15 protein-coding genes are annotated in these 9,908 nt (G+C 63.9%); 10 read left to right on the top strand and 5 right to left on the bottom strand.

All coding sequences use genetic code 11. The features are described from left to right. The first annotated feature begins 121 nt into the window (after positions 1 to 121). The 4 genes from ABQU90_RS20035 to ABQU90_RS20020 all read left to right on the top strand — a co-directional run bounded on the left by ABQU90_RS20035 (position 122) and on the right by ABQU90_RS20020 (position 2,433). Positions 122 to 667 carry a phage tail protein gene (locus ABQU90_RS20035; RefSeq protein WP_323520794.1) on the top strand — a complete coding sequence of 182 codons (546 nt, stop codon included), beginning with the start codon at positions 122 to 124 and terminating at the stop codon, positions 665 to 667. Positions 668 to 737: 70 nt separating this feature from the next. Next, positions 738 to 1,265: a phage tail protein gene (locus tag ABQU90_RS20030; RefSeq protein WP_115560748.1), complete on the top strand. Its 528-nt coding sequence runs from the start codon at positions 738 to 740 to the stop codon at positions 1,263 to 1,265. A 60-nt stretch (positions 1,266 to 1,325) separates the two neighbouring features. Beyond that, on the top strand, positions 1,326 to 1,865 hold the full coding sequence (locus tag ABQU90_RS20025) for a phage tail protein (protein ID WP_115560749.1): 540 nt from the start codon (positions 1,326 to 1,328) through the stop codon (positions 1,863 to 1,865). A gap of 58 nt (positions 1,866 to 1,923) precedes the next feature. Next, positions 1,924 to 2,433, top strand: coding sequence for a GNAT family N-acetyltransferase (locus ABQU90_RS20020; RefSeq protein ID WP_407078720.1), 510 nt, complete (start codon positions 1,924 to 1,926; stop codon positions 2,431 to 2,433). Positions 2,434 to 2,439: 6 nt separating this feature from the next. Here ABQU90_RS20020 and ABQU90_RS20015 read toward each other — a convergent pair whose 3' ends face one another. Then, entirely contained in the window at positions 2,440 to 2,727 is a 288-nt protein-coding gene (locus ABQU90_RS20015; protein WP_311239203.1) for a DUF6916 family protein, read from the bottom strand. A gap of 395 nt (positions 2,728 to 3,122) precedes the next feature. Between ABQU90_RS20015 and ABQU90_RS20010 the strand changes: the two genes are divergently transcribed. From ABQU90_RS20010 to ABQU90_RS19985, 6 genes are read left to right on the top strand one after another with little or no spacing between them, the layout of a single operon-like run. Continuing rightward, a complete protein-coding gene (locus ABQU90_RS20010; protein ID WP_055852468.1) occupies positions 3,123 to 3,917 on the top strand; it encodes an ABC transporter ATP-binding protein in 795 nt (264 codons plus the stop codon). Continuing rightward, complete coding sequence (locus ABQU90_RS20005) at positions 3,917 to 4,666, top strand: MlaE family lipid ABC transporter permease subunit (RefSeq protein WP_055852470.1); 750 nt, start codon at positions 3,917 to 3,919, stop codon at positions 4,664 to 4,666. The genes ABQU90_RS20010 and ABQU90_RS20005 overlap by 1 nt, the downstream gene beginning before the upstream one ends. 8 nt (positions 4,667 to 4,674) lie before the next feature. Then, on the top strand, positions 4,675 to 5,226 hold the full coding sequence (gene mlaD / locus ABQU90_RS20000) for an outer membrane lipid asymmetry maintenance protein MlaD (protein WP_115526514.1): 552 nt from the start codon (positions 4,675 to 4,677) through the stop codon (positions 5,224 to 5,226). Then, positions 5,223 to 5,885 carry an MlaC/ttg2D family ABC transporter substrate-binding protein gene (locus tag ABQU90_RS19995; RefSeq protein ID WP_115552364.1) on the top strand — a complete coding sequence of 221 codons (663 nt, stop codon included), beginning with the start codon at positions 5,223 to 5,225 and terminating at the stop codon, positions 5,883 to 5,885. The genes mlaD and ABQU90_RS19995 overlap by 4 nt, the downstream gene beginning before the upstream one ends. After that, positions 5,875 to 6,168, top strand: a complete 294-nt coding sequence (locus ABQU90_RS19990) for an STAS domain-containing protein (protein WP_055852476.1) — start codon at positions 5,875 to 5,877, stop codon at positions 6,166 to 6,168. Before ABQU90_RS19995 ends, ABQU90_RS19990 begins: the two co-directional genes overlap by 11 nt. Before the next feature lie 10 nt (positions 6,169 to 6,178). Continuing rightward, positions 6,179 to 7,237 carry an MlaA family lipoprotein gene (locus ABQU90_RS19985; RefSeq protein ID WP_323520796.1) on the top strand — a complete coding sequence of 353 codons (1,059 nt, stop codon included), beginning with the start codon at positions 6,179 to 6,181 and terminating at the stop codon, positions 7,235 to 7,237. Between the two features lie 318 nt (positions 7,238 to 7,555). On the opposite strand, the gene ABQU90_RS19980 is transcribed toward ABQU90_RS19985, so the two are convergent. The 4 genes from ABQU90_RS19980 to ABQU90_RS19965 form a co-directional block, all read right to left on the bottom strand. Beyond that, on the bottom strand, positions 7,556 to 8,125 hold the full coding sequence (locus ABQU90_RS19980; RefSeq protein WP_323520797.1) for a hypothetical protein: 570 nt from the start codon (positions 8,123 to 8,125) through the stop codon (positions 7,556 to 7,558). Positions 8,126 to 8,390: 265 nt separating this feature from the next. Beyond that, positions 8,391 to 8,633 carry a hypothetical protein gene (locus tag ABQU90_RS19975; protein WP_323520798.1) on the bottom strand — a complete coding sequence of 81 codons (243 nt, stop codon included), beginning with the start codon at positions 8,631 to 8,633 and terminating at the stop codon, positions 8,391 to 8,393. A 55-nt stretch (positions 8,634 to 8,688) separates the two neighbouring features. After that, positions 8,689 to 9,240 carry a glutathione peroxidase gene (locus ABQU90_RS19970; protein WP_311239200.1) on the bottom strand — a complete coding sequence of 184 codons (552 nt, stop codon included), beginning with the start codon at positions 9,238 to 9,240 and terminating at the stop codon, positions 8,689 to 8,691. Positions 9,241 to 9,324: 84 nt separating this feature from the next. Continuing rightward, entirely contained in the window at positions 9,325 to 9,705 is a 381-nt protein-coding gene (locus ABQU90_RS19965) for a hypothetical protein (protein WP_055852496.1), read from the bottom strand. Between the last annotated feature and the right edge of the window lie 203 nt (positions 9,706 to 9,908).

Here is a 9,908-nt window from a genome sequence, read left to right as displayed (position 1 = left end):
GAAAATTAATACTTCATTCCAGTTTTCAATAATTCAGACTTGCTCAATCCGAACGCGACGGGTATTTGTAAGTGAAGACCCGACACGCGGTCGGTGTTGCACTTACGGGAAGGAAATCCGCATGAACGAGTTTTTCGTCGGTCAGATCATGATGACCGGGTTCGTTTTCGCGCCAAAATATTTCGCGCAGTGCAATGGGCAGCTACTGCCAGTCAACCAGAATCAGGCACTCTTCAGCTTGCTTGGCACCCGCTTCGGCGGTAACGGCAGCACCAATTTCGCGCTGCCCGACATGCGGGGGCGCACGCCGGTCGGCTTTGCGCCTTCGGCTGATCCAAACTGGCAACCGCCACCGCCACCGCTAGGCCAGAGCGCCGGCACCGAAAGCGTTTCGCTGCTGCCCACCAATCTGCCAGCACACACCCATTCGCTGGAGTGTTCCAGCACTGCGGGCAACAACCGTGGCCCTAGCGGGCGCTCTTTCGGCAACAATGCCAGCACTTCCGGTCCGGCCACCGCGCTGTATGCGACGCCAGGAACACTGGTGACGATGAACGCGGCAACGGTCAATCCGGTCGGCGGCAGCCAACCGCATCCGAATCTGCAGCCGTACACCACGATCAATTTCTGCATCGCGCTGTCGGGCATCTTTCCTTCGCGCGGCTAGGCCGTCTGTACCTCATACCAGCAGCAAGCCGACAGCGGCGCGCATCGCACCATCGACCAGGAAGGACACCATGGCCACTCCATTCATTGGCGAAATCCGCATGTTCGGCTTCGGCCGCACCCCGCAAGACTGGCAGGCATGCGACGGCAGCCTGTTGCCGATCTCCGATTACGAAACCCTGTTCATGTTGATCGGCACCACGTATGGCGGCGACGGCCAGAACACCTTTGGAGTACCGGATCTGCGTGGACGCGTTCCGATCCATCAGGGCCAGGGGCCGGGCCTGAGCAACTACGTGATTGCCCAGAGGGCTGGCACCGAAACGGTTGCACTGACGCAGCTGCAGTTGCCAGCACACACGCACACACTGGTCGCCACAACCGCCACCGCCACCGCCACCGCGCCAGCCGGCCTGTTGCCCGGCACGGTCACCGGCGACGTGTTCTACGCGACCGACATCACCGGCGCCACGGCGGCGCCGATGGCCACCAATTCGACCACGATCACCGGTGCTGGTCAGCCGCACGAGAACACCATGCCCACCTTGACGGTGCAGTACTGCATTTCCACTGCCGGTATTTTCCCGCAGCAGAGCTGAGCCCATTCGCCGCACCGCGCTCGTCGCGGTGCCTGCACGTTCTACAGGAGGACCGCGTTCATGACCGAGCCCTATATCGGCGAAATCCAGTTGTTCGGTTTCGACTTCAATCCCGTCGGCTGGGCGCTGTGCAACGGCGCCACATTACCGGTGCAGCAGAACACCACGTTGTACTCGCTGCTAGGTGTCGCTTACGGCGGCAATGGCTCAACCACGTTCCAACTGCCGAATTTTTGCGGACGTGCCGGCTGCGAGCAGGGCATGGGCGGGGGATTGAGCAGCCGGCAATTGGGCAATAGCTTCGGTTCGGCCGCAGTGAGCCTGTCGACCACGGAGATTCCGCCGCACCAGCACGGCATCAACGCGTTTACGCAATCGGATTCGACCAAGAAAAGCGGCACGCCTGCCAATGGCGCCGCGCTTTCAGCACTGGGCAGCAGCACGGCACGCCCATTCGTCACGGTACAGCAGCCCGATGCCCAGTTCTCGCAGACGGCGCTGCTACCCACCGGTAACGGCATGGCGCACGAGAACAGTCAGCCGTATCTGGCGGTGAATTTCTGCATTGCGTTGTCCGGCACCTATCCCGCGTTCAATTGACGCCATGCAAGACGCTGCAGGTGCATCCGTTGCCCTGGCGAGCATGCGACCAGGCTCAATGCCACTGCGTGTGCTGACCGCACACGGCATCACGTTGCGCCCCGAGCAGGACGACGATCTGCCCTGGCTGCGGGATCTGTATGCCAGCACCCGTCGCGAAGAGCTGGCGCAGGTGCCTTGGCCGGACACGACCAAGCGTGCGTTTCTGGACCAGCAATTCGACCTGCAGCGCGCGCATTACCGGCAGCATTTTGCTGATGCCGACTTTCTGATCGTGCAGATGGAGGATGCGCGTATCGGCCGGCTCTATCTGCATTGCACTGCGCCCCAGCACACCTTGATCGACATCAGTCTGCTGCCGGACTGGCGTGGCCGCGGCATCGGCTCGCACCTGCTTGCCCACGCGCAGGCACGCGCCCGCGAGGCGGGATGCGCGCTGTCATTGCATGTGCTGCACGCCAACCCCGCCGCGCAGCGCTTGTATGTCCGCCATGGATTCGTTGCAGGCAGCAGCAACCAGACCCATCTGCAGATGCAGTGGCATCCGCACGATCACCTGGTCAGTTGAGCGCGCTCAATTAAAGATGGCCTGATACAGAAACCCATCGCGCTCGCGTGCCACCGGCACCAGAAAGATGCCGATCTCGCCCAGCCGCGCATGGCGCATCTGATAGGTCTGCTGCGGAAACAGAAACGCCGAGCCATTGCGGAACAACAGCGAGAACGGGGCGCGTTGCGCGTTGCGTGCGTCCTGCAGCGGCCGCGCTTCCACCAACACAAACGGCACCTCGCCCTCGTTCAATGACGCAGCGAAGGTTTCATTGACACTCCCGGCGAAGTGTTCAAGCGTCAGCAACTCCATGGATGATTCCTTGGCGACGATGGAGATGGATCCTCGCGTCTTTTGCGCTGGCACCACAAGACGGCGATGCCAACAACGCGACGCACTCGACAGATCGGAAGGACCGGCAGGAAACCTCAGACGAAACACCTGACCGCGAGAAACGTCACGACGGTGCAGGTATCGCCAAGTGTGCCGAGCGATCGCACGCTAATTACCCTACTGCTGCGTACGTTGAACAGCAATGACATGCAGTGCTTCAGTCCCTGCGTTACGGGACACGCTGTTACGCAGATGGCGACATGCTCAGCCACATCGCTTGCCGCATGAATGCGACAATACTGCACGCAGCGGTTCGGTTATGTTCAGCCGTGTGACGGCTACTCTATTGCGTTGGAATTCTGTTAAAGGCTTCGATGACGGCGTCCGCCTCTCCTGTCGTGCAGTTGTCCGGTGTCCGCATCGATCGCGGCGGGCGGACGATTTTGCGCGACGTTTCGCTCGATGTGCCGCGCGGCAGCATCACTGCCGTGCTCGGCCCTTCCGGTAGCGGCAAGTCCACGATGCTGGCGGCGTTGACCGGCGAACTGCGCCCGGTCGCCGGTACGGTGACCTTGTTCGGTAGCCCGATCCCGCATGGCAGCCGAGCGTTGTTGGAGATGCGCCGCAATGTCGGCGTATTGCTGCAAGGCAACGGCTTGCTCACCGACCTGAGCGTGGCCGATAACGTCGCACTGCCGCTACGCACGCATACGCGCCTGCCGGCGCCGGTGCTGCAGCGGCTGGTGCAGATGAAGCTCCACGCCGTAGGCCTGCTTGCTGCCGCCGATGCCTGGCCACGTGAGTTATCCGGCGGCATGGCGCGACGTGTGGCGCTGGCGCGCGCGCTGGCGCTGGACCCGCCATTGATGATCTACGACGAGCCGCTGACCGGGCTGGACCCGATCGCCTCGGGCGTGATTATGAGCCTGATCCAGCGCCTCAACGACAGCCTGGGTCTGACCAGCATCATCGTCAGCCACCACGTGCACGAGACGCTGCCGATCTGCGACCAGGCGGTGGTCATCGCCAATGGCGGCATCGTGTTCGCCGGCACGCCGGCGCAATTGCAGGACAGCACCGATCCGTTGGTGCAGCAGTTCCTGCACGGCCAGCCGGATGGCCCGATCGCCTTCGATGCCGCACCGCGCCGCGACCGGAGTGCTGCCTGATGGCCATGGTTGAATCGATCCGCGCTTTCGGCCGCGCCGGCTTGTTTTCGCTGACCGTGCTGCGCGGCTCGCTGCCGACGCGCGATTTCATCGCCGAGCTGGTGCGCGAGATCTACAAGGTCGGCGCGCGCTCGCTGCCGATCATCGCCGTGGGCGGCGCCTTCGTCGGCCTGGTGCTGACGCTGCAGGGCTACCGCACGCTGACCACCTACGGTGCGTCGGATGCGCTGTCCACGCTGTTGGGGCTGTCGCTCTACCGCGAGCTGGCACCGGTGCTGACCGCGTTGTTGTTCATCGGCCGCGCCGGCAGCTCGATCGCCGCCGAACTCGGCCTGATGCGCGCCACCGATCAGATCAAGGCGCTCGAACTGATGGCCATCGACCCGGTGGCCAAGGCAGTGGCGCCGCGGTTCTGGGCGGCGGTGCTGACGGTGCCGCTGCTGACCGGCGTGTTCTGCTCGCTGGCCATTACCGGCGGCTACTTCGAAGCCGTACACGTGTTGGGCATCGACAACGGCACATTCTGGTCGGGGCTGAGCAACAGCGTCGATTTCTGGGACGACTTCGGCGTGGCGATGCTCAAGTCGGCGATCTTCGGCGGCACCGCTGCGCTGGTGGCCGCCTATGTGGGCTTCCATGCCGAGCCGACCATCGAAGGCACCTCGATCGCCACCACCCGCGCGGTGGTCAACGCCTCGCTGCTGGTGCTGATGTTCAACTTCGTCCTTTCTGCAATGTTGTTTAGGTGAGATAGCCCATGGCCATGCGTGGACCACGACTCGAATTCGCCGTTGGCGCCTTTTTGCTGCTGACCCTGGCCTCGCTGCTGGTGTTGGCGGTGGCTTCAACCAATCAGCGCTGGGGCTTCGGTTCCAGCCAGTACACCTTGATCGCGCGCTTCAGCCAGATCGGCCAGCTGCGCGCGCAGGCGCCGGTGAAGATCGGCGGCGTGACCATCGGCAAGGTGTCCGAGATCAACCTGGATCCGACCAAGTTCGATTCGGTGGTGACGCTGTCGCTGGACACCAAATACAAGGATCTGCCCGCCGACACCTCGGCCGGCATCTTCACCAGCGGCTTGCTGGGCGAGAGCTATATCGGTCTGCAGCCGGGCGGCGACCCGGAAACGCTCAAGCCGGGCGAAGAGATCGGCTTCACCCAGCCGGCAGTGGATCTGCTGCAGCTGGTCGGCAAGTACATGTTCAGTGGTGGCGGTAGTGGTGGCAGCAATGCCCCGGCCGCCACCGATGGTCAGGCGCCGGCGCCTGCCCAGCCCGCTTCTCCCTCTACGGAACCTCACCACCAATGAAAACCACCCTGCTCTCCGCCATCCTGGCCTCGACACTGCTGGTGTGCGCACCGGCCACCGTACTGGCCCAGCCCGCCGCCGCCAGCGCGCCTGCGCAAGGCGCGGCCACCAAGACCGTCATCGATAGCAGCACCCGCATCCTGACCACGCTGGACCAGCGCCGCGCCGAGTTCCGCGGCAATCCGGCCGCCCTGCGCCAGTACATCAATGGCGAATTGAACAAGGCCTTCGACCGCGACTACTCGGCCCGTCTGGTGCTGGGCGTGCACGGCCGTGGCGCCTCGGATGCGGACATCAAGCTGTTTGCCGACGCGCTGGCCGAGAACCTGATGCAGCGTTACGGCACCGCGCTGCTGAACTTCGAAGGCAAGCCGACCTTCCGCGCCAAGTCCGAGAGCGCGCTGCCGGGCAACCGCGGCGTCAAGGTCTCCACCGACCTGCTGCGCGCCGGCAACGACCCGACCCCGGTCGACTACCTGATGCGCAACAGCGGTGGCCAGTGGAAGATCTTCGACGTGATGATCGAAGGCATTTCCTACGTGCAGACCTTCAAGACCCAGTTCGACGGCCCGTTGCGCGAAAAGGGCATCGCCAAGGTCGCCGCGGAACTGCGTAGCGGCAACCTGCAGGTTGGCGCGGCACCGGCCAATGGCAAGTAACAGCACCGTGCAACGCAACGGCGACACGCTGGCGTTGACCGGCGTGCTCGACCGTGCGGCGGTCACTGCGGCCTGGCCGCAGGCGATCGCCCAGTTGGATGGCGTGCGCACGCTGGACCTGACAGGTGTACAACGCCTGGACAGTGCCGGCGTTGCGATGCTGGCCGAACTGGCCGCGCGGTTGCGCGGTAACGGCACTGCGGCGGTGGTGGGTGAGACGTCCGGTCTGGACGAATTGCGCGCCGCCTATCGCTTGTCCCCCACTCTCGATTTTCAGGCCTGAGCGCCACGCCATGACCCAGTTACGCACCCTCCCCTTGCTGGCCTGCCTGTTGCTGGGCGCCTGCGCCAGCCACGCGCCGAAGTCGGCACCGCCGTCGGCCAATGCCGATACCGCGCCCAGTCCAGCAACACCGGTGCGTGACGATGCCGGGGTGACCGCGCAACCGGCCGCTGCGGGTTTCGCCGCACCCGATGCACTGCCTGCCGGCGTGGCCGCCGCGCCTGCCGAGCAGTCCGCTGCCGGCAGCGATGCCGGTGCTGCACCTGCAGGTGCGCCCACCTCGGCCGAAGACGACTTCGATGCCTTGTACGGTGCGACGACCCCGCAGGCCGGTGCCAATGGCGCGCCTGCGCAGCCAGGCGCCCCCGCCTACGACCCGTGGGAGCGCTACAACCGCGGCATGCATCGCTTCAATCTGGCGGTGGACCGTGGCGTGGCGCGTCCGCTGGCGACGGCATACACCAAGGTGGTGCCACAACCGGCGCGACTGGGCGTGACCAACTTCTTCGACAACCTCGGCACGCCGCTGACCATGGTCAACCAGTTGCTGCAGGGCCACCCGGTCTTTGCGGTGCAGTCGCTGGGGCGCTTTGTGATGAACTCCACGTTGGGCGTGGCCGGTCTGTTCGACCCGGCCTCCGCAGCCGGCATTCCGCGCCGCAGCGAAGACTTCGGTCAGACCCTGGGTGCCTGGGGCTGGCGTAACTCGCGTTACTTCGAGCTGCCGCTGTTTGGCCCACGCACCGTGCGCGACACCGTTGGCCTGGGTGGCGATATTCCGCTGTCGTGGGTGCGCCAGGTCGACGATGGCGGTGCGCGCTTTGCCCTGCAGGGTTTGCAGCTGGTGGATACGCGTTCTCAGCTGATGTCGCTGGATTCGCTGCGCGACCAGGCTCCCGACGAATACGCGCTGACCCGCGATGCCTGGATGCAGCGCCGCAACTATCAGATCGTGCGCGACCTGCGCAGCCGACGTACCGAAGACGGCGAACTGCCGGACTATCTGCGCGAAGACAAGGACAGCACCGTGCCGGTGGATGCGATGCCGATTCCGCAGTGGATTCGTTGATCGGTTGCGCTGTGGTGTGATCTGCATGCGAAAGCCCGGGAGCGATCCCGGGCTTTTTTGCGTTGTGAAGATCATGCAGCTGATGACGTGCGCCAGTGTCCAGCACGTCCGCCTTGATCGCTGCGTGTTTTTAGCGCGGCCAACACCACCCGGCAAGTAGCCGTCAGTCGTGCGCTCGGCACCGGAGCGCATAGGTGGTGTATGCCGGTGCCGAGCAGCGGCTGCGCACCGGCGGTGAGCGCAAAAGATGACTGGCCGCCGTTAGATCTGAAACCCATTGAGATTGCCCGTCCGCAGCAGACCCGGATGACGTTGTACTCAGCCCTCGGCAGTGGCGCCTTCGAAGGTGCGCGGCAGTGCCTGATAACCGGAACCAAGCACTGTTCTAATCTCGCTGGTCTGCGCTTTGCGGATGAACTGGATGAGGCTCGTTCCGGCACAACGGATCGAGAAGCAGGCGCGGTCGATGACATAGAACTTGAAATTGTCCTGGTCGCGGCGCCAGCACAGATACTCACCGTTGATGCTGCTGCCGTAGAAACGAAGCGCGTCGAAGAAGTGGGCGATGTCACGGCTTTCGTCGTCATAGGGTTCAAGGCAATCGAGATCGCCGATCGCGATGCCGTCTTCCCGGTAGTGGTCGACCAGCGAATGAACCTGATCGTGGAGTTCGACACCTCGGACGAGCAGACCGTCATTGCCGAACATGCTGAAGGGCATCTCGATGACGAAAAGGCCGTTGGTCGTGCCGTAGCCGAATGTGCGTGCAAACAGCGCGTAGGAAGGCGGCAGCGGGCCGATCTGCGCTTGGAGGTCTGAGATCTCGTCGGCAGATGCCGTGCGCGTGATGGTCGCACGATCAAAAAGCTGAGTGAGGTCGTCGGTCATCCAGGGTTCCTTCGAAAAGACGCCAGGCCAGTCGCTCGTTATCAGCCGGCGCAGCAAGTGCTCGTCTCCCAACGCCGCGTCTACTGCTGGTGCGCTGTCGTTGCGAGGCGTAGGTGATTCGTTGGCGTCGCGCGGATCTCCATCATTTCGCCTGCCTCGCCGCGGCCGCGCTTGATTCGCATGCCTGGTTTGGCAGGACGTGCTCGATGCAGGCGGTTACTGTCATCTTCAATCGCAAGAAAATCGACGCATCATCTGCGCGTGGTCACATCCGTTTGCGGAGGCTTGGGATTTTGAACGATAGCCAGGAAGCCAACAGGCAAAACGCAAAGCCGACCACAAGCACAACCGCAAACATTGGCCACTTTTCCATCCATTCGATACGGTAAAAGCATGTTGCCGGCTCGCCATTGATGAGCGCGCCATCAGGACATGGATTGGCCAGGCGGCTGTGGTACCACAGCGCCAGACCGGTGACGCAGGCAAGCACGCTGATCAAGATCAGCATCAGAACACCGGCTCGAACGCGTGTCTTGCCTGGCATTGAAGGACGGCTGCCTGCGTTATGCAGCCGCAGCCAATGCGGCATCCACGGCTGCGCGCAGGCGCGCATCGTCTGCCGGCACATCGGGAGCGAAGCGCTCGATGACGGTGCCGTCGCGGCCGATCAGGAATTTCTCGAAATTCCACAGCACGCCCGGTGCGGGGTTTGCGGCAATGCCGTAGCCGGCGAGTTTCTCGCGCATCGGGCCATCGCCGGTGGCGCTCGGGCGCGCGCTGGTCAGGGCCTGATACAACGGATGGGTGTCTGCACCGGTGACGGCGATCTTGGAGAACATCGGGAAGGTGACGTCGTAGGTGAGCTGGCAAAACTGGGCGATCTCCGCCTCGCTGCCGGGTTCCTGGCCGTTGAAGTCGTTGGCCGGGAACGCCAGCACTTCCAGGCCCGCCGCATGCTTGTCGCGGTAAAGCGCTTCCAGGCCTTCGTATTGCGGGGTGAGGCCGCACTTGGAGGCGACGTTGACCACCAGCAGTACCTTGCCGCGGTAGTCGGCCAGGGTGGCCGGTGCACCATCGATGCGTGTCACCGCAATGGCGTGGATGCTGGAAGTCATGGGTGCGTCCTGATTGGCGGGAAGCACCAGAGCATAAACCGCCGGGCGCGCGCGAGCGATGTCGCCCGCGCGCGCATCAGCCGGTCAATCGATGCACAGCGCCGCCTGGCCTTTGCCACCCACTACAGCCTGACGGCAGCCGAAGCGATCGCTGTCGCGCTGGCAGGTGCCGGTGGTGGCGGTACCGGCCGGCACGATGCTGGTGGCCAGGCAATCGCCGCTGCAATCGGCCTTGTCGGTGCAGGTCTTGCCGGCATCGGCATACGGCACGATGCAACGCGGAATCTGCATGCGGCCCACCGGGCGCAGCTGCCCGCCTTTTGCGGTGCAGGCGGCTGCGTCGGCGTTTGCGGTTTGCGATGCGGGCGTGCTCGCGGATGCGGCCTCTGCGCGAGACGCAGGTGAGTTGCTGCAGGCAGCCAGCAGCAGCGCGGACAGTGCCGCGTAGATCCAACGGGTCGACATGCCAGTTCTCTTTGAAAGGTCAGGTACGCAGGATCGCGATGCCGATGTCTGCGTGGTGTGCTTGGCATAGGACGCAGAAAGATGACGCCTCAACCCTACTGTTGTAGGAGCGCACCCGGGCGCGATGAGGCGTTACCGGTAATGCCTTGTCGCGCCCGGGTGCGCTCCTACGGTGTGCTGTCTCTTGGGCAGGGGCGCTGCTG

The sequence above is a fragment of the Xanthomonas sp. WHRI 10207 genome (assembly GCF_040202975.1).
Lineage (GTDB): Bacteria > Pseudomonadota > Gammaproteobacteria > Xanthomonadales > Xanthomonadaceae > Xanthomonas.
Note: the sequence above shows the minus strand (reverse complement) of the source record. Positions and strands in the feature narration are given on the sequence as shown.

Excerpts from the sequence above, each read along its gene's own strand:
- ABQU90_RS19965 (WP_055852496.1), bottom strand. The coding sequence starts at position 9,705 with ATGTCGACCCGTTGGATCTACGCGGCACTGTCCGCGCTGCTGCTGGCT.
- ABQU90_RS20030 (WP_115560748.1), top strand. The coding sequence starts at position 738 with ATGGCCACTCCATTCATTGGCGAAATCCGCATGTTCGGCTTCGGCCGC.
- ABQU90_RS19990 (WP_055852476.1), top strand. The coding sequence starts at position 5,875 with ATGGCAAGTAACAGCACCGTGCAACGCAACGGCGACACGCTGGCGTTG.
- ABQU90_RS20035 (WP_323520794.1), top strand. The coding sequence starts at position 122 with ATGAACGAGTTTTTCGTCGGTCAGATCATGATGACCGGGTTCGTTTTC.
- ABQU90_RS20010 (WP_055852468.1), top strand. The coding sequence starts at position 3,123 with ATGACGGCGTCCGCCTCTCCTGTCGTGCAGTTGTCCGGTGTCCGCATC.
- ABQU90_RS20015 (WP_311239203.1), bottom strand. The coding sequence starts at position 2,727 with ATGGAGTTGCTGACGCTTGAACACTTCGCCGGGAGTGTCAATGAAACC.
- ABQU90_RS19970 (WP_311239200.1), bottom strand. The coding sequence starts at position 9,240 with ATGACTTCCAGCATCCACGCCATTGCGGTGACACGCATCGATGGTGCA.
- ABQU90_RS19995 (WP_115552364.1), top strand. The coding sequence starts at position 5,223 with ATGAAAACCACCCTGCTCTCCGCCATCCTGGCCTCGACACTGCTGGTG.
- ABQU90_RS20005 (WP_055852470.1), top strand. The coding sequence starts at position 3,917 with ATGGCCATGGTTGAATCGATCCGCGCTTTCGGCCGCGCCGGCTTGTTT.
- ABQU90_RS19980 (WP_323520797.1), bottom strand. The coding sequence starts at position 8,125 with ATGACCGACGACCTCACTCAGCTTTTTGATCGTGCGACCATCACGCGC.
- mlaD (WP_115526514.1), top strand. The coding sequence starts at position 4,675 with ATGGCCATGCGTGGACCACGACTCGAATTCGCCGTTGGCGCCTTTTTG.
- ABQU90_RS19975 (WP_323520798.1), bottom strand. The coding sequence starts at position 8,633 with ATGCTGATCTTGATCAGCGTGCTTGCCTGCGTCACCGGTCTGGCGCTG.
- ABQU90_RS19985 (WP_323520796.1), top strand. The coding sequence starts at position 6,179 with ATGACCCAGTTACGCACCCTCCCCTTGCTGGCCTGCCTGTTGCTGGGC.
- ABQU90_RS20025 (WP_115560749.1), top strand. The coding sequence starts at position 1,326 with ATGACCGAGCCCTATATCGGCGAAATCCAGTTGTTCGGTTTCGACTTC.
- ABQU90_RS20020 (WP_407078720.1), top strand. The coding sequence starts at position 1,924 with ATGCCACTGCGTGTGCTGACCGCACACGGCATCACGTTGCGCCCCGAG.